This window comes from Methylobacterium sp. E-005 (assembly GCF_022829725.1).
In the GTDB taxonomy this organism is placed as follows: Bacteria; Pseudomonadota; Alphaproteobacteria; order Rhizobiales; family Beijerinckiaceae; genus Methylobacterium.
The window spans coordinates 205,584-222,180 of sequence record NZ_JAKSYG010000240.1 but is presented as its reverse complement, the minus strand read 5'-3'; the positions used below and the strand labels follow the sequence as shown (position 1 = coordinate 222,180).

The following is a 16,597-nucleotide window of genomic DNA, read 5'->3' as shown; positions in this document are numbered from 1 at the left end:
GAAGCGGTCGGCCACCAGCGGGCCCGAGAACAGGCCGCCGGAGCCGGCTTCCCAGATCGAGACCGAGACCATGTCGCCGATGCCGATGACCGGCTCGGCGGAGGGGCGGTGGTCGCCGAAGGAGGCGAGCAGGCTGTCGAGAGGGCGGCCGCGCAGGGCCTCGACGACCGCGGGGTTGACGTCGATGATCTCGTAGCGGGCGAGCAGGCCGCCATCGACGGTGGCCACCTCCGCCCCTGCCTGGATCGCACTTGCCGTCGGACCCGCCGCAGGCAGGTACGTGCAGCCGCCGACGGATCCGGCCGCCAGGGCGGCCATCAGGGCGACATGCGCCGTCTTACGCAGCATCACAGAGTCTTCTCCAGCCGGTCCCGCGCCATCGCTGGCCTGGACCGGGATATCCAGTTAGATCGCCAAACGCTGCGATCGCTTTAACGGCCGTACGATCGCCCTCGCGGAGGGCTGCATCATCCGTCAGTAATACGTCACCAGCATGGCACCGCCACGCTTCGCGCCGGCAAGCTTGACCATATCACGTCGCGGCGGCGCTGTCCGCAGCCGTGGTGGCGATGGCGCCACGCAGTGCCCGCCCCAGGGCGTCGGCCGCGATGTCGAGCCGGCGCGGGGGGGCCGCCGGGCGGCCGAACCGGAACAGCGCATACTCGGTCGTCCGACCCCCGAATCCCGGCGTGCAGGCGGGCAGCGAGGGGGCGTGATCGCCGAACACGCAGAGCGTCATGGTCTGGCCGCGCGCCCGGGCCAAGCGGTCGAGCCCGGCCACGACCGCCTCCACCATCTGCCCGGTATGGGCGACGTGGTGCATGTACTGGGCCTGCGGATCGTCGAGGCCGGGGAGCCGGCCGGGCTTCCAGGGCCCGTGATTCTCCATGGTCACGCAGAACAGCAACAGGGGCGTGCGCCGCGCTCCGACCTCCGCCAGCAGGCGCTCGCCGAGCGCCACGTCGCCGACATAGGGGCCGACCCGCTCGGCCGCCCCGAACGCCTCCTCCATCACGAGGTCGCTGAAGCCGAAGGCCTCCATCACCTGCGCCCGGCGGAAGAAGTCCCGGTGGAACGGGTGCAGGAACAGGGTCTCGTAACCGCGGCTGCGGGCCAGCCGGGCGAGGCTCGTGGGCTCGTCACCGCTGCGCGACGTGTAGGGATCGTAGCGGCCGAAGCCGAGGGTTTCGGAGGGCCGCCCCGTGAGCACCGCGTGCTCGCTGCGCATCGTGTAGGCGCCGTGTGCCGGAACCTGGAGGCGGCCGTACTGCGCGGCCCGGCTGCGGATCAGCTCCATCACCGGTAGGGCGGGGCCGCCCAGGCGCTCCGGATCGATGAACGATTCGAGCTGGATCACCACCACCACATCGTCCCCCGGGCCGGGGGGGAGCGCGGGCGGCTCGGGCACGGGCGCACTGCCCGCGAAGGCCCGGGCGGTGTAGCCCAGAAGGCTCGCCGGCAGGCCGACCCGGGCCACGTCCGCTTCGAGATCGGGCTGCGGGAACCAGCGCGTGACCAGCCGGGCGAGCGGCGGTCGCGGCGCGGCCCAGGCCACAAGGCCGAGCAGCAACGGCAGACCGATGAGCGCCAGGATTCGCGGGAGGGTGGCGGACGGCAGCACGCTCGGCTCGGTGCGGTACCAGAGCGCCGTCGCCGCGACCGTGAGAAGCACCGGCACGGCGACGCGCGGATGCCACAGGGGTGGAATGTAGTAGAGCTGCGGGTGGCGCGGCACCTGCGGCAGCAGGGCGAAATCGCTGAACAGCAGCGGCTCGCCGATGACCGAGCGCTTGGCCCGGCTGACGAAGATCAGCGCCGTGACCGAGATCACCAGGGTCAGCCCGGCGAGCCAGGGCCGCCAGGAAAATTCGAACCAGAACAGCAGGATCAGCAGGTAGCCCAGGAGCCGCAGGGCGAGGTCGCGCGGGGCGAGGCTCGCCCGGGTGATCGAATCGCCCGCGACCACCTCCAGGACGAGGCAGAGCGCGAGCGCGAGACCGGTGGCGATGAGGAACGTCGTCAAGACTGGAAATACTCGGCGTAGGGCAGCTTCATCGCGGCCGGGACAAGGTGTGCGGGAGCAGCGTGTTGCGGGCCGTTCCTGATCTCGTGGGACAGGGGGTGCCCCTGGGCGATCCGCTGGCGTCCGACGTTAGCAGCACGCGCTATCGCTTTGATGTCGCTGGCATGTCACGTCCTACCGTGGACCGGTCTCGCGGCCGACGCCCCGGCGGCTGCGCAGCGCCCGCACGATCGGGTTGAGCAGGCCGTAACGCGCGCGCATCACCCAATGGGCGGTGCGGCCGATGGAGAGGGCGCTGCGCGGTGCCGCCTCCCGGGCCGCGCTCAGGCGGTCGAGGAGCTGCTCCGGGCTGCACGGCTTCATCGCCACGGGATCGAGGTAGCGCGGATAGAGGATCATCGCCCCCGCCACCAACTCGTCGAGGCCGAGCCGGCGGCCGCGATCGGCCCCCGGTGCCAGATCCTCCGACAGGCCCCAGCCCGCGTAGAACGGCCGGCCATGGGTCGCCACGGTCAGGCCGCGGATCAGCGCCTCGAACCCGGCGAGCGACGTCATGGTCTCGACGTGATGCACCCGGTCGAGGAGGTCGACGATGCTGATGCCAGCGACGATCCGATCGGCGAGCGTCAGCGCCTCCGCCTCCGGGATGATGCCGGGGCGGAAGCCGGCCTCCACGTCGGGGTGCGGCTTGTAGAGCAGGAACGCGTCCGGGTTGCGCCGACGTGCAGCCTCCAGCAGTGCCCGGTTCGAGCGGACCAGCGGGGAGCCGTGCCGGACCGAGGCGTCGTCCTCCACCTGGCCCGGCACCAGCACGATCCTGCGTCCGGCGGGCCAGTCGAGGGCGGCCGCGTCGAGCCCGACATTGTACTTGCTGAGCCGGCGCGCCACGACCTCCTCGCGCAGGTGCTTCGCCCGGGCGACGAGATCTGGGGTGAAGTCCGATTCGGCCAGCAGGCGCTGCAGCCGGCTCTCCCGGCGCGGGTCGTAGTAGATGCCGAGATCGTCCACCACGATGGAGGCGCCGGGTTGGAGGCTCGCGCCGAGGCCGACCGAGCGCAGGAATCCATCCTCCACCCGGGCGAGGGGCAGGCCGGCCTCCGCGCAGGCCGCCTCCAGCTGGCCCGGCGCCCGGGTCGCCCAGGCGAGGACGCGACCCCGGTGGCGCTGGGCCGCCGCGACCGCGGCTTCGGCGGTCATGGTGTGGACCGGGCGTCCGGCGGGGCCAGCCCCGAGCACGTCGAGGGCCGGCCGCTTCCAGCGCGACATCCCGACATAGACCACCCGCCGGTCGTTCTCGGCGAAGCGCGCCCGGAGCCACGCCACCCGCTCCGTGCAGGCCGCCCGGTCGACCGGCGCCCGGGTCCAGGGATCGAGGTAGTGAACGCCGCCCTCCCCGCCGAGCGGCCTGCCGTCGAGGCTGATCCGCAGGGAGGCGAAGCCGCGCTCCGGATCGTCGTAGGGGCTCAGAAGCGGGCCGGGCGCGACCACGAGGCGGCGGCGGCCCGTCAGCTTGAGCAGCCGGTCCGCCGTGCTCCCCGCCCCCCAGGCCACGCCGGCGGCGCCGGGATGCACCCGCCCGAAGGCGAGGCCCGTCGCAGCCTCGATCTCCGCCCGGAGGCGGCGGATCGTCCGGCCGGTCGCGTAGAGCGACAGGGGCGGTTCAAGGGGCATGATCTCGACGCATCTCTGGTTGTCGGGCTCCGCATCACCGGGAGGACCGGGAGGACCGGGACGCTCGCCCGCCTGTAGCGCATTTTCGCGCCGATGGCGTGGAATGGACAGTGTGGGATTTCGGGGACAACCCGGCCGGTTCCGCAGCCGTGCCATACGCCTGAAAGGATTTGGACATACCGTCGCCGTGATTGGCCGCTCAATCCGAGTCGGAGCCGCAAATCCGCGACCGTTGCAGACGGGCCACGCGGGTGCGGAAATGCCGTGCTGCGGCACGGCCTTGGATTGCGAGGCCGCGGGGCCTCGTGCCACCTCACGGCAACGTGCCGGGCCGGTTCGGTCAGTCCCAGGGTCAAGGAAGAAGCGCCGCGGAATGCAACAACCCGCCCTCGACGCCCTCCGCGACCGCCCGGCGACCTTCCTGTTCCTGCAGGGCATCGCCACGCCGTTCTTCTCCGATCTCGGGAAGGCGTTGCGCGCGCGGGGCCATCAGGTCCGGCGCATCAATCTCTGCCCGGGCGACTGGCTGTTCTGGAACGGCGCGGCCGACAATTACCGTGGCCGCCGCGAGGCCTGGGGCATCTATCTCGAAGACTACCTGACCCGCGAGGGCATCACCGACATCGTGCTGTTCGGCGATTGCCGGCCGTTCCACAGGGCGGCGCGGATGATCGCCGAGGATCGCGGATTGCGGGTCCACGTGTTCGAGGAAGGCTACATCCGTCCGAACTGGATCACCTGCGAACTCGGCGGCGTGAACGGCTTCTCGTCCCTGCCTCGCACCGCCGACGCGATTCGCGCCCAGGCGCGGCGCCTGCCGCAGCCCGGCCGGGCGATGCCCTCCACGGGCGACATGGCCCGCCGCAGCATCTGGGATGTCGGTTACAACCTCGCCAACGTCCTGTTCCCCTATCTCTACCCGCATTTCCGCAGCCACCGGCCGACCCACATCGCCGCCGAATACGCCGGCTGGATCAAGAAGTTCGCCCGGCGCGCCCATACCCGCCGCGAGGCGGCGCGCTGCGACGAGATCTACCGCGCGGTCGGCTGCGATTACTTCCTGCTGCCGCTGCAACTCGACAGCGACTACCAGATCCGGGTCCACTCGCCGTTCCTCGGCGTCGAGGGCTTCATGGACCGGGTGATCAAGTCCTTCGCGGATGCCTCGGCGGCGCCGACGCGCCTCCTCGTGAAGCTGCACCCGCTCGACAGCGGCCTGATCAACTGGCGCAAATTCGCCCGGGCCTCGGCCCGCCGGCACGGCGTCAGCGACCGGCTCGACTTCATCGACGGCGGCGACCTGCCGGCCCTGATCAAGGGCGCCCGCGGCGTCGTCATCGTCAACTCGACGGTGGGGATGCTGTCCCTGGAGATGGGCTGCCCGACCCATTCGGTCGGCACCGCGATCTACAACATGGCCGGCCTGACCCATCAGGGCGACCTCGACGGCTTCTGGAAGAACCCGACCCCGCCCGACCTGGGCCTGATGGCGGATTTCCGTCGGGTCGTGCTGCACCGGACACAGGTCAACGGCGGCTTCTTTTCCAAGGAAGCCATCGACCGGGCCGTGGCCGGCTCCGTGCCGCGGATGGAGGCGGCCCTACCCGACGCGATGCTGGCGGCCGCGCGGGCGATCCGCGAGGCTCCGGAGCGGAACGGCGAGCTCGCGCCGGTCTACTGACGCCTTTCGACTGGCGCCTTGCACCGGTCGGCTTTCATCGGATGGCTTTCATCGAATGGCTTTCCTGGCCGGTGAGTCCCGCCGACCCTTGATCTTTCCACACCGCCCGGCGTAACCCGCCGCATGCCTCGCATTTTGATTACCGGCGCGTCGAGTGGCATCGGCGCTGCGCTGGCGCGTCACTACGCGCAGACCGGCGTGAGCCTCATCCTCGTCGCCCGCAACGCCGAGCGCCTCGAACGGGTCGCCGGGGATTGCCGTGCCAAGGGGGCCGTCGTCGCGGTCGCCCGCCTCGATACCCGCGACCGCGCCGCCGCATTGGCGCTGGTTCACCGGGCGGATGCGGAGGCGCCCCTCGACCTCGTCATCGCCAATGCGGCGGTGAACGGCGGCAACCAGGAGGGGCAGGTCGAGGCTGAGGACGTCGCCTTCGAGACCGCCGACATCAACTACACGGGCTCACTGAACGTGGTGCTGCCCACCCTGACGCTGATGCTCCAGCGCGGGCGCGGGCAGATCGTCCTGCTGTCGTCCCTGGCCGCCTACGCCCCGCTGCAGGACGCGCCGGCCTATAGCGGCGCCAAGGCGGCGCTGGTCGCCCACGGCCTCGCCCTGCGCCAGAAGGTCGGGCCCCGGGGCGTGAAGGTCAACGTCGTGACACCCGGCTACGTGAAGACCCCGATGGGCGGCGAGCTGAAGGGCTGGCGTCCCCTCGAGATCAGCGCCGAGGACGCGGCCGTGCGCATCGCCAAGGGCATCGCGGCCAACCGCGACGTGATCGCCTTCCCGTTCCTCCTCGCGGCGCTCGCCCGGACCGTGCTGCTCTTGCCGGAGGGCGTCCGCAAGGCCGGCCTCTACGCGTTCCGGTTCCAGCGGCGGAAGCGGCGCTGATGGCCCGGCCCCGGATCGCGCTTTTCGTCTTGGAGGCGCTGCCGAACGCCCGGGTGGTCCGCCGGTTCGTCGCCGATCATCGGGCCGACATCGCGTTCGTGGGGCTGTCCAACGCCGAGCGGCCGTCGAGCGGCGGCCTGATCGGGCAGGTCCGGCGGCACCTCGCGCGCTCGGGCGCCGGCATCCTGCCCTATCTCGCGGTTAATTTCGGCCTGCCGGACCTGCTGCGCGCGCTGGCGCCGCTCACCCAGGCGGCCTCCGGCAGCGGCGATGCGCCCGAGGCGACCCCGCTCAAGACCCTATGCCGCCGCCTCGGCATCCCGACCCTGACGATCGACGATGTGAACGGATCCGAGGTGGCCCAGGGACTGCGCGCGGCGGCGCCCGACCTGATCCTCACCTACCATTTCGACCAGATCCTGAAGCCGGAGACGATCGCGCTGGCGCGGCTCGGCGGCATCAACGGCCATCCCGGATTGCTGCCGCGCCATCGCGGCCCGGTGCCGACGATCCACGCGCTCTCCGACGGTCCCGGAAGCTTCGGCATGACCCTGCACCGGCTCGCCGCCGCGATCGATGCCGGGGCGATCCTGTCCCAGGAGGCGGTGCCGCTGCCCCCCGGCACCACCGCCACCGGGGCCGCCGTGGCGCTCCACGCCCATGGGCGCGGGATGCTGGACCGGTTGCTCGACGAGGTCGCCCGCACCGACACGCTGCCGGAGGGGCGGAGCTTCGAGATCCTGCCCTATTGCCCGTTCCCCGACCGCGCGATGCTGGCCTCCCTGCGCCGCCGGGGCCTGCGGCTTACCGACGGGCGGGATCTGCGGGAGGCGCTGAGCCTGTCCGGGCGGGCGGCGTAGCTTTCGCTCTCGGACGTGAGGCCACGCCGTCGCTCTTGCTGACATCCGCACAGCCGGACAGCATTCCGTGATCGGTGTCCGTGCGCGCCGCCGTGCTGTGCTGACGCCGTGTATACCGCTTGTCTTTCTGCATGGGTCGCGTCCCGGCGCGATGACCCGGACAGGACGCGAGCGATCATGACGGATGTCACGGAACGCCCCGCGGCGCGGCAGGATCCGGTGCGCCGCGGTTCCACCATCAACCTGCGGGTCGAGACGGAGACCCGCGACCTGATCGATGCAGCCACCTCGATCGTCGGAAAGACGCGCACCGAGGTCATGATCGAGACGGCGCGCCGGCACGCCACCAACGTGTTCCTTGATCAGCGGCTCTTCGTGCTGACCCCTGACCAGCACGACGCCTTCACGCACGCGCTCGACAATCCGCGTCCCGCCGGGGGGCGCCTCGGGGCACTGATGAAGCGGCGCCCGCCGTGGGAGGCGTGACGGGCCCGCGGGCCGTCGACAAGGGCAGGTCGAAGGCGCCCGCTCATCTCGCCGCCGGCCATCGCCTCGACAGCTTTGATTGCGGGCAGCCAGCGCTCAACGACTGGATCCGAGGCAGGCAGGCGTCAGCGAGGGGCGGACGGCCCGCACCTACCTGGTCTGCGAGGGCGGCGACGGGGTTGGCTATGACTGCATCGCCAGCGGCAGCGTGGTCGGCGGTGCGCTGCCGGGTAAGATGAAGCGCCCCCCGGGGCATGCCGAACCAAGTCCCGGTCGCGATCATCGGACGCTTGGCGCGCGATCTGCGCTATCGCGGGACCGGTCTCGGGCAGGATCTGGTCCGCGATTCCCTGCTGCGGATCATCGCTGCGTCCGAGACGATCGGGGTACGTGCCATCCTCGTTCACGCGCGCGACGAGGCCGCGGCAAGGTTCTGAACGGACGCCGAGTTTGAGGAATGCCCGATCGGCTCCCACACGTTCTCCAGGCCGATCGAGACGGCGATCGATGCGCTGACAGGACGGGTCGGGCGGTCGCGGGGTATGGTTTAACCCGCCATTAAGCCTGTTCCAGGGAGGATCATTCCTATCCTTCCCGCTGCCGACGAGGCCCCGCGCATGCCGGATACCAGCGCCCTCCATGCGGCGTCCGACGTCCTGGCCGCGGGCCGGCAGGTTCAGGGTGGGCGGATCCGGGCGATCTCGGAAAACCTCGCCAACGCCGATTCCGCATCCGAGACGCCGGGCGGCGCGCCCTACACCCGCAAGATCGCGGTGTTCGCCCCCGTGGTCCCTGACGATCCGCGCGACCCGGTGGGCCGCATCGTGCGCGACACCGGCGCGTACCGCAGCCGCTACGACCCGTCGAACGTCGCCGCCGACCGCCGGGGCTATGTCCAGTTGCCGAACGTGAACGCTGCCCGAGAGTCGGCCGACCTGCAGACGGTCGTCCGGAACTATGAGGCCAACCTCAGCGTCTCGGGCATCCTCGACTCGCTGAGCCGGGCGACCCTCGACCTCCTCAGCTGATCCGGGCATGGCGCCGGCCGTAGCCGGCGTAGATCGCGAGCCCGATCGCCAGCCAGAGCGCGAGGCGGATCCAGGTCTCGGCCGGCAGCGAGGCCATCAGCACCAGGCAGGACAGGATACCGAGTCCGGCGGTGAGCGGCGCCGCCGGAACCCGGAACGGGCGCGGCCGGGCCGGATCCGTGCGGCGCAGGATCAGCACCGTCGCGCAGACGAGGCAGAAGGCGAGCAGCGTGCCGATGCTCACGATCTCGCCCAGGATGTCGATCGGCACGAGGCCCGCCACCGCGGCGGTGAACAGGCCGATCACAGTCTGGCTGGCGGCGGGCGCCCGCGTCACCGGATGGACCCGGCAGAAGACGTTTGGAAGGAACCCGTCGCGGGCCATGGCGAAGAAGATTCGGCCCTGCCCGTAGAGGGCGGTCAGCGCCGAGGTGGTCAAGCCGATCAGGGCGCCGATCTTGATCACGGTCGCGAAGGCCGAGAGCCCGATGGCGTCGACCGCCTTGGCCACCGGATCGGCGACGTCGAGGTCGCGGTAGGGCACGAGGCCGGTGAGCACGGCCGCCATGGCCACGTACAGCACGGTGGTGATCAGGAGTGATCCGATCAGCCCCGTCGGCGCGTCGCGCTGGGGTGCCCGGCACTCGCCCGCGGCGGTCGCCACCGTCTCGAACCCCACGAAGGCGAAGAACACCACCGCGGCCCCGCGGAAGACGCCGCTCCAGCCATAAGCCCCGAAGGGTCCGGCATTGTCCGGGATGAAGGGGTGCCAGAGTTCCGGTCGGAGATGGACGGCGCCGACACCCACGAAGGCCAGGATGATCGCGACCTTGCAGGCGACCAGCAGCCCGTTCACCAGGGCGGCCTCCCGTGTGGCGCGGGTCAGCAGGGCTGTGAGCAGCAGCACGATGGCGACGGCCGGCAGGTTGACGATCCCGCCATCGCCCGGCGCCCCGGCGAGCGCCGGCGGCAGGCGCAGGCCGAAATCCGCCGCGAGCGACTGCGCGTAGCCCGACCATCCCACCGCCACCGTGGCGGCCGCGACGGCGAATTCGAGGACGAGGTCCCAGCCGATGATCCAGGCGGGAAACCGGCCCAGGCTCGCGCGGGTGTAGGTGTAGGTGGAACCGGCCTCCGGGATCATGGCCGCCAGCTCGGCGTAGCACAGGCCGACGAAGCCGCAGGCGATCCCGCCGAGGACGAAGGACAGGCTGAGCGCCGGCCCGGCATATTGCGCCGCCGCCGTCCCGGTGAGCACGAAGATGCCCGCGCCGATCGTGGCGCCGAGCCCGATGGCGACGAGGCCCGGGGCGGTGAGGCTCCGGGCGAGGGTCTGGTCCTGCCCGGACGCCCCGTCGGCACCCGTGGTCACCGCCGATTCTCCCATCCCGCGCGTGCTCCCTGATCGCCCGACAGACGGCAGGGCAAGAGGCGCGCCGCGAAGCCTGTCCGGGGCTCGTCACCCCGGCGGTGCGCGGAATGGATCACCTCCCGCGTTCCACGTCGAGCCCCTGTTCCGGCCGCTCCCGGTGCAGGCTCAGGGTCGGCGCGGGCGCCGCCGGGGCCGACGCCCCCGCGATCAGCCGGGTATCGGTCCGGAAGATCGTGGCGACCACACCGGCGAAGCGGATGAAGGCGCGGCCCTGCGGCGTGATCACGTAGCCGTCCGCGGTCGGCGCCACGTTGCCCGAGGCCGTCTGCTCGGCCAGACGCCGCTCCATCTGGCGGAACGTGCCGAGATAGACCGCGTCGAACACCGCCCGGGCGCGATCCGCGTCGAAGCTCTCGTCGGGATGCGCCGCCATCTGCCCGAGCAGGAACACGCTGACCGAGCGGTCGACCGTGACGGGCAGGATCACGAAGCCGCTCAGGTTCAGCGACAGCGACAGGATGCAGGCCCCGAGGGCGTCGCGCCGCCGCAGCCCCCAGCCGCGGCCGAGGCCGGAGAGCGCAACGGTCGCCGCCAGCGTGATCAGGAAGCCCACGACCAGCAGGAGAAGGCCGCGGTAGAACAGGATCGTCACGCCGGACCAGAGGTCTGTCTGGAACAGCAGCACGAAGGTGCCGAGGCCGATGGCGAGGGCCCCCGCATGCAGCAGCGTCTGGGCGCCGATCCAGCGCCGGGCCCGTCCGGCCCGGGAAGGACAACGATCAGTCATCGAGATCCTCGACGCGCAGGATCCGCACATGCGGGTCCGCGTAGAGGGTCCGCGTACGCCAGACCCAGGAACCGGGCTCGCCCCAGGGCACATCCGCCTCGGTGACCACCAGGGCGCCGATCCCGGCCTCGGTCGCCCGGCGGCGGACCTCCGCGCCGGTCAGGCTCGCGTCGAAGATCGGCGCGACCGCGGCGAGCCGCGCCGCCACCGCCTCCGGTGCCGCACCGAACAGGCGCGCCTCATGGTCGGCGACGGCCACCGGCTGCACCCCGTAGAGCCCGAAATCGAACACCCGTGGCGCGCTCGGCGCGGCTTGCAGGATCAGATCCCGGGGCAGGTGCGTGCCGGCCCAGCCGTAGGCCGCCCGCACGGCGCGATCGATATCCGGGCGCCCGTTGAAGAAGAGGAATGTCGGGTGGTGGGCGGCGGGATAGGCGCGCATCCCGCCGAAGCCGTAGAGCGTGGTCGCGTATCCGAGGATCAGCAGCGCGCCGAGGGACCCTGCGAGCCTGAACCGCGTGCGGGCAGCCGTTCGCGTCAGGGCCACGGCGGTCCAGACGAACGTCGCGACCTGCGCGATCAGGATCACGCGGCTGCCGAGATCGTTGTTGATGATCGCCGAGCGCAGGAACCCGCCCAGCAGCAGGCTGACCGCCGTGCCCAGCGTCAGCAGGCGCCCCGCCTCGCGGGCATGGGCCTCCCGGCGTGGGACGACCCGCCAGAACAGGAGTGCGCCTCCCGCGAAGATTCCGAGTGCGACGTAATAGTTCACGGGCAGCAGGACGACCTCGAGCAGGCTGAGCATCGGTTCGTCGTAGAGCCGCTCCAGGGGGCCGAAGCGCCGGATCCCGAATTGAATCGGGCTGCCGGTATCGGACCGGTTCGCCACGACGCTGAGCAGGTAGGGCGCCCCCAGGACGAGGCTGATCAGCCCGGCCGTGCCAAGCCGGGCCGCGTCGCGTCCGCGTCGCTCGAATCCGAGCAGGGCGAGCCAGAGGGCAGCCGCCACGACCATGCCCAGGCAGACCCAGATCGAGAGACCAACGCAGGCCGCGAAGGCCGTCCCCGCCGTGAGGATGCCGGCAAGCTCCGCCCGCCGGTCCGGCTGCGTCCGGTCGGCAAGCTCGGCCAGTACCAGCAGGCCGAGCCAGCCTGCCATCGCGGCGGCCACGTGATGGGGCACCCAGACCAGGGAGGCCGGCCAATTGACGTTCTGCTCGTTCAGCCATTCCGGGATCGGAAGCCAGAGCCCCGTCGTGGCCCGGTACAGGAGGACGAGGAGGATATCCAAGCCGCCTGCCGGCAGCAGCACGAGCATCACCCGGCGCAGCAGCCGGGGTGGGACGTCCCGCACGAGGCCGGTGGCGGCGAGCAGCCGGTCCAGCAGGCCGAGGAGCGCGATCCCGGTCCAGGCGGCGAGCCCCGCGAAGGCGGTGCGCCCGTCGACCAGCCGCCCCCCGGCCCAGTCCACCAGAGCGGTCAGCGTGTAGAAGTAATAGTAGTACCCGGCCCGCTCCGGACGGGCGAAGAACGGGTCCACGGGCGGCAGGCCGTGCTCGACGATCGCCCGGGTCAGGGCCGCGTGCTTGACGAGGTCGATGACCGTGAGCGGCTGGTGGAGGGCGGCGCCGGTGTCGATATCGATCAGCGCATAGGTCACGATCCCGAGCCAGAGCGCGCCGAGCGCCAGGGCCGGCCGGTCGAGCGGGCCGCGCAGGTCCCGGAGCGCCGGGCGCAGGGCGGCGAGCCCGAGGGCCCCGTTCGCCAGGGCCGCCACGGGGACACCGGCCGCCAGGATCAGCAGGGCGTCGAGGGCGGGCAGGAGCGCGATGCCCAGGAGGGCCGCGCACAGGGCGCGCCGGCCCGGCGGCAACGTCCGGATGTCGAGCACGCCGGTGATCGTGCCCAGCGCGTAGCCCGGCAGGAGGACGAGGGGAACGCCGAGCAGCGCCGCGAGCAGGACACCGCACGCATCCGAAAGGGTGCCGTTCATCGCCAGGCCGCGTTTCGTGCGTGCTCCCGCTTAGCACCGGGGCGTTAACCGTTTCCTCGGGAAAGCCCCCGAGATAGAACGACCGAGGGTGTGCGACCGACTGTCAGCGGATCGCCCGCCCCGGGGCCCGGGGCTGGCAATGCCCCCGGTTTCGTGTATGGATCGCGCGGCCTCGCCCGGGGTTTCCGGGCGGGGCTTGAGCCGCTTGGCGCTGTGACCGTGCTGGACGACATCCCGGCACCGGCCGAACGCCGAGCCCGCGCGCGCCCGAGACGGGGCGCCGCATCCGATCAGCACAACCCGAAAGGCATGCGATGTCGATCACGGCAGAGCGCAAGACCGCGCTCATCAAGGAACACCGCAAGGACGCCAAGGACACCGGCTCCCCCGAGGTCCAGGTGGCGATCCTCACCGAGCGGATCACCAACCTCACCGGCCATTTCAAGACCCACGCCAAGGACAACCATTCCCGGCGCGGCCTCCTGAAGCTGGTGTCGCAGCGCCGCTCGCTGCTCGACTACGTCAAGCGCAAGGACGAGGCCCGCTACCGCGCCCTCATCGAGCGTCTCGGCATCCGCCGCTAAGGCCATTTCGCGCGGTTCCGGGCCCGGCCCGGGGCCGCGTTTCACCACGCGGGTTGTCGGAATGGGTCCGGCCGCCCGGCAAGCGGGCCGCTTCGAGGCGTCGGCATCGGGGCAGGATCGCGAGACACTTCATCCGGGAAGTGTCTCGCCGTCTTGCCCCCGGCGGCGCCGGGCCAACGCCCGCCGCAGGCAAGGAAGAGATAGAATGTTCGACGTTCAACGCGAAGAGCTGATGTGGGGCGACCGCAAGCTCGTCCTCGAGACCGGCAAGGTCGCCCGGCAGGCCGACGGCGCCGTGGTCGCAACCTACGGCGAGACCTCGGTGCTCGCCACCGTGGTCGCCACGAAGGAGCCGAAGCCCGGCATCGACTTCATGCCGCTCACCGTGAACTACCAGGAGCGGGCCTACGCGGCCGGCCGGATCCCGGGCGGCTACTTCAAGCGCGAGGGTCGTCCCTCCGAGAAGGAGACCCTGGTCTCCCGCCTGATCGACCGCCCGATCCGCCCCCTCTTCGTCGAGGGCTGGCGCAACGACACCCAGGTCGTCGTCACCGTCCTGACCCACGACCTCGAGAACGATCCCGACATCGTCGCGATGGTCGCGGCCTCCGCGGCCCTGACCCTGTCGGGCGTGCCGTTCATGGGCCCGATCGGCGGCGCCCGCGTCGGCTACATCAACGGCGGCTACCGGCTGAACCCGCTGGTCACCGAGACCAAGGAAGAGTCCAGCCTCGACCTCGTGGTCGCCGGCACCCAGGACGCGGTGCTGATGGTCGAGTCGGAGGCCAAGGAGCTCTCCGAGGACGTGATGCTCGGCGCCGTGATGTTCGGCCACAAGCACTTCCAGCCGGTGATCGAGGCGATCATCCGCCTGGCCGAGAAGGCCGCCAAGGAGCCGCGCGACTTCAAGGCCCCCGAGAACGCCGACGTCGAGAAGGCCGTCCTCGAGGTCTGCGAGACCGAGCTGCGCGCCGCCTACACCAAGACCGTCAAGCAGGAGCGCTACGCCGCCGTCGACGCCGTGAAGGCGAAGGTGATGGCCGCCCTCTGCCCCGAGGGCGCCGAGAAGTACCCGGCCGAGAAGGTCAAGGCCGCCTTCAAGGAGGCCCAGTCGAAGGTCGTGCGCTGGAACGTGCTCGACACCGGCGCCCGCATCGACGGCCGCGACCTGAAGACGGTCCGCCCGATCGTGTCCGAGGTCGGCGTCCTGCCGCGGGCCCACGGCTCCTCGCTGTTCACCCGCGGCGAGACCCAGGCCCTCGTGGTCGCCACCCTCGGCACCGGCGAGGACGAGCAGTTCATCGACTCGCTCGACGGCACCTACAAGGAGCGCTTCCTGCTCCACTACAACTTCCCTCCCTATTCGGTGGGCGAGACCGGCCGCATGGGCTCCCCGGGCCGTCGCGAGATCGGCCACGGCAAGCTGGCGTGGCGGGCGATCCGCCCGGTCCTGCCGCCGGCCCACGAGTTCCCCTACACGATCCGCGTCGTGTCGGAGATCACGGAGTCCAACGGCTCGTCCTCGATGGCCTCGGTCTGCGGCGGCTCGCTGTCGCTGATGGATGCCGGCGTGCCCCTGCGCCGTCCGGTGGCCGGTATCGCCATGGGCCTCATCCTCGAGGGTGAGCGCTTCGCGGTGCTGTCCGACATCCTGGGCGACGAGGATCACCTCGGCGACATGGACTTCAAGGTGGCCGGCACGGACGAGGGCGTGACCTCGCTCCAGATGGACATCAAGATCGCCGGCATCACCGAGGAGATCATGCGGGTCGCCCTCGACCAGGCGAAGGACGGGCGCGCCCACATCCTCGCCGAGATGGCCAAGGCCCTGACCGCAGCCCGTCCGGAGCTCGGCGAGTACGCGCCGCGCATCGAGACGATGCAGATCCCGACCGACAAGATCCGCGACGTGATCGGCACCGGCGGCAAGGTGATCCGCGAGATCGTCGAGAAGACCGGCGCCAAGATCAACATCGAGGACACCGGCATCGTCAAGATCGCCTCGGCCGACGGCAAGGCGATCAAGGCGGCCTACAACTGGATCCGCTCGATCGTGGCGGAGCCGGAGGTCGGCGTGATCTACGACGGCACGATCGTGAAGTGCATGGAGTTCGGCGCCTTCGTGAACTTCTTCGGCGCCAAGGACGGCCTCGTCCACATCTCGGAACTGGCCGCCAACCGCGTCGCCAAGGTGACGGACGTCGTCAAGGAAGGCGACAAGGTCAAGGTGAAGTTCCTGGGCCAGGACGACCGCGGCAAGATCCGCCTGTCCATGAAGGTCGTCGATCAGGAGAGCGGCGAGGACATCACCGAGAAGGTGAAGGCCCAGCGCGACGCTGATCGGTCCGAGCGTGGCGACGAGCCGCGCGAGCCCCGCGAGGGCGGCCGCCACCGCGGCGAGCGCCGCCGCGAGGCGGGCGAGTAAGCATCAAGCGGTGCGCGTCGGCTCCGGCCGACGCGGGACGTTCGAAACGAGCGCGGTCCCCCGGGGCCGCGCTTTTTTCATGGCGCCGGCGAGTTGCCACTGCGGCCGTTCGGCCGGGAACGGGGCGCCGGATGCCGCGTTCCCCGGCCACTTCCCAACAGGAGACCACGCATGGCCAACGACATGATGCACGACATCTTCAGCGGACAGCAGAATCTGTCCACCACGGAGCGGGCCGTCTCGGTGGCGCTGGGCCTCGGCATCGCGGCGGCGGCGGCGCAGCCCCGGCCGAACAAGCTCCTGAGCCTGCTGGCCCTCGTGGTCGGCGTCGGGCTGGCGGTGCGCGGCGCGACCGGCCATTGCGCCGTGAAGGCCGCCTCCGAGCATTTCTGAGCCGCGGTCCGAAGCGCGGACATGAAAAAGGGGCGCCCCGCGGGGCGCCCCTCGTCGTTTCCGGACGTGCCGGAGAGATCAGTAGGTCGTGGTGCGACGGCCGGCGATCAGGCCGTAGATGAACAGCACCACCACGGCGCCCACGATGGCGCCGATGAAGCCCGCGCCCTGGTTGGGGCCGTACCAGCCGATCGCCTGGCCCAGGAAGGTCGCCACGAAGGCGCCGATGATGCCGAGGATCGTGGTCAGGATGAAGCCGGCCGGCTCATTCGGCCCCGGCATGAGGAACTTGGCGATGACGCCGGCGAGGAACCCGATGATGATGGTCCAGAGGATACCCATGACAAACCCCAGTGCTTGATTGTCGATGCCGGCAGAACGCGCCGCAGCCCGCGACGGTTGC

General features: G+C 71.1%; 15 protein-coding genes and 1 pseudogene. 9 read left to right on the top strand and 7 right to left on the bottom strand.

The genetic code is table 11. From position 1 onward, the window contains the following. From MKK88_RS30620 to MKK88_RS30610, 3 genes and pseudogenes are all read right to left on the bottom strand, one after another. Positions 1-348: pseudogene (locus MKK88_RS30620) on the bottom strand (sugar transporter); the annotation flags it as partial. Between the two features lie 184 nt (positions 349-532). Then, positions 533-2,023, bottom strand: coding sequence for an LTA synthase family protein (locus tag MKK88_RS30615; protein ID WP_244006979.1), 1,491 nt, complete (start codon positions 2,021-2,023; stop codon positions 533-535). A 174-nt stretch (positions 2,024-2,197) separates the two neighbouring features. Then, positions 2,198-3,694, bottom strand: coding sequence for a capsular biosynthesis protein (locus MKK88_RS30610; protein WP_244006977.1), 1,497 nt, complete (start codon positions 3,692-3,694; stop codon positions 2,198-2,200). Between the two features lie 373 nt (positions 3,695-4,067). Here MKK88_RS30610 and MKK88_RS30605 point away from each other — a divergent pair, with 373 nt between their 5' ends. The 6 genes from MKK88_RS30605 (at position 4,068) to MKK88_RS30580 (ending at position 8,640) form a co-directional block, all read left to right on the top strand. Further along, the gene (locus tag MKK88_RS30605; protein ID WP_244006975.1) at positions 4,068-5,375 is read left to right on the top strand and encodes a capsule biosynthesis protein; all 1,308 of its coding nucleotides are present in this window, start codon (positions 4,068-4,070) and stop codon (positions 5,373-5,375) included. Between the two features lie 123 nt (positions 5,376-5,498). Then, positions 5,499-6,266, top strand: a complete 768-nt coding sequence (locus MKK88_RS30600; RefSeq protein ID WP_244006973.1) for an SDR family NAD(P)-dependent oxidoreductase — start codon at positions 5,499-5,501, stop codon at positions 6,264-6,266. Further along, a complete protein-coding gene (locus tag MKK88_RS30595; protein ID WP_244006965.1) occupies positions 6,266-7,126 on the top strand; it encodes a formyltransferase family protein in 861 nt (286 codons plus the stop codon). Before MKK88_RS30600 ends, MKK88_RS30595 begins: the two co-directional genes overlap by 1 nt. A 177-nt stretch (positions 7,127-7,303) precedes the next feature. Beyond that, positions 7,304-7,612, top strand: coding sequence for a DUF1778 domain-containing protein (locus tag MKK88_RS30590; protein WP_244006963.1), 309 nt, complete (start codon positions 7,304-7,306; stop codon positions 7,610-7,612). A gap of 254 nt (positions 7,613-7,866) precedes the next feature. Continuing rightward, the gene (locus MKK88_RS30585) at positions 7,867-8,049 is read left to right on the top strand and encodes a hypothetical protein (RefSeq protein WP_244006961.1); all 183 of its coding nucleotides are present in this window, start codon (positions 7,867-7,869) and stop codon (positions 8,047-8,049) included. Between the two features lie 180 nt (positions 8,050-8,229). Beyond that, complete coding sequence (locus MKK88_RS30580) at positions 8,230-8,640, top strand: flagellar basal body rod protein FlgC (RefSeq protein WP_244006954.1); 411 nt, start codon at positions 8,230-8,232, stop codon at positions 8,638-8,640. On the opposite strand, the gene MKK88_RS30575 is transcribed toward MKK88_RS30580, so the two are convergent. The 3 genes from MKK88_RS30575 to MKK88_RS30565 form a co-directional block, all read right to left on the bottom strand. Then, the gene (locus MKK88_RS30575) at positions 8,633-10,027 is read right to left on the bottom strand and encodes an amino acid permease (RefSeq protein WP_244006952.1); all 1,395 of its coding nucleotides are present in this window, start codon (positions 10,025-10,027) and stop codon (positions 8,633-8,635) included. The two genes, MKK88_RS30580 and MKK88_RS30575, sit on opposite strands and share 8 nt — an antisense overlap. A 97-nt stretch (positions 10,028-10,124) precedes the next feature. After that, positions 10,125-10,799, bottom strand: coding sequence for a hypothetical protein (locus MKK88_RS30570; protein ID WP_244006945.1), 675 nt, complete (start codon positions 10,797-10,799; stop codon positions 10,125-10,127). After that, a complete protein-coding gene (locus tag MKK88_RS30565; protein ID WP_244006943.1) occupies positions 10,792-12,792 on the bottom strand; it encodes a hypothetical protein in 2,001 nt (666 codons plus the stop codon). Before MKK88_RS30565 ends, MKK88_RS30570 begins: the two co-directional genes overlap by 8 nt. Positions 12,793-13,106: 314 nt before the next feature. Here MKK88_RS30565 and rpsO point away from each other — a divergent pair, with 314 nt between their 5' ends. The 3 genes from rpsO to MKK88_RS30550 all read left to right on the top strand — a co-directional run bounded on the left by rpsO (position 13,107) and on the right by MKK88_RS30550 (position 16,194). Continuing rightward, entirely contained in the window at positions 13,107-13,376 is a 270-nt protein-coding gene (gene rpsO, locus MKK88_RS30560) for a 30S ribosomal protein S15 (protein ID WP_010685305.1), read from the top strand. A gap of 205 nt (positions 13,377-13,581) precedes the next feature. Next, the gene (gene pnp, locus MKK88_RS30555) at positions 13,582-15,801 is read left to right on the top strand and encodes a polyribonucleotide nucleotidyltransferase (RefSeq protein ID WP_244006942.1); all 2,220 of its coding nucleotides are present in this window, start codon (positions 13,582-13,584) and stop codon (positions 15,799-15,801) included. Positions 15,802-15,972: 171 nt separating this feature from the next. After that, positions 15,973-16,194, top strand: coding sequence for a YgaP-like transmembrane domain (locus MKK88_RS30550; RefSeq protein ID WP_244006940.1), 222 nt, complete (start codon positions 15,973-15,975; stop codon positions 16,192-16,194). 78 nt (positions 16,195-16,272) lie between these two features. On the opposite strand, the gene MKK88_RS30545 is transcribed toward MKK88_RS30550, so the two are convergent. Beyond that, a complete protein-coding gene (locus MKK88_RS30545; RefSeq protein ID WP_238291999.1) occupies positions 16,273-16,536 on the bottom strand; it encodes a GlsB/YeaQ/YmgE family stress response membrane protein in 264 nt (87 codons plus the stop codon). Between the last annotated feature and the right edge of the window lie 61 nt (positions 16,537-16,597).

Excerpts from the sequence above, each read along its gene's own strand:
- pnp (WP_244006942.1), top strand. The coding sequence starts at position 13,582 with ATGTTCGACGTTCAACGCGAAGAGCTGATGTGGGGCGACCGCAAGCTC.
- MKK88_RS30550 (WP_244006940.1), top strand. The coding sequence starts at position 15,973 with ATGGCCAACGACATGATGCACGACATCTTCAGCGGACAGCAGAATCTG.
- MKK88_RS30575 (WP_244006952.1), bottom strand. The coding sequence starts at position 10,027 with ATGGGAGAATCGGCGGTGACCACGGGTGCCGACGGGGCGTCCGGGCAG.
- MKK88_RS30590 (WP_244006963.1), top strand. The coding sequence starts at position 7,304 with ATGACGGATGTCACGGAACGCCCCGCGGCGCGGCAGGATCCGGTGCGC.
- MKK88_RS30580 (WP_244006954.1), top strand. The coding sequence starts at position 8,230 with ATGCCGGATACCAGCGCCCTCCATGCGGCGTCCGACGTCCTGGCCGCG.
- MKK88_RS30610 (WP_244006977.1), bottom strand. The coding sequence starts at position 3,694 with ATGCCCCTTGAACCGCCCCTGTCGCTCTACGCGACCGGCCGGACGATC.
- MKK88_RS30585 (WP_244006961.1), top strand. The coding sequence starts at position 7,867 with ATGCCGAACCAAGTCCCGGTCGCGATCATCGGACGCTTGGCGCGCGAT.
- MKK88_RS30595 (WP_244006965.1), top strand. The coding sequence starts at position 6,266 with ATGGCCCGGCCCCGGATCGCGCTTTTCGTCTTGGAGGCGCTGCCGAAC.
- MKK88_RS30545 (WP_238291999.1), bottom strand. The coding sequence starts at position 16,536 with ATGGGTATCCTCTGGACCATCATCATCGGGTTCCTCGCCGGCGTCATC.
- MKK88_RS30565 (WP_244006943.1), bottom strand. The coding sequence starts at position 12,792 with ATGAACGGCACCCTTTCGGATGCGTGCGGTGTCCTGCTCGCGGCGCTG.
- MKK88_RS30570 (WP_244006945.1), bottom strand. The coding sequence starts at position 10,799 with ATGACTGATCGTTGTCCTTCCCGGGCCGGACGGGCCCGGCGCTGGATC.
- MKK88_RS30600 (WP_244006973.1), top strand. The coding sequence starts at position 5,499 with ATGCCTCGCATTTTGATTACCGGCGCGTCGAGTGGCATCGGCGCTGCG.
- rpsO (WP_010685305.1), top strand. The coding sequence starts at position 13,107 with ATGTCGATCACGGCAGAGCGCAAGACCGCGCTCATCAAGGAACACCGC.
- MKK88_RS30605 (WP_244006975.1), top strand. The coding sequence starts at position 4,068 with ATGCAACAACCCGCCCTCGACGCCCTCCGCGACCGCCCGGCGACCTTC.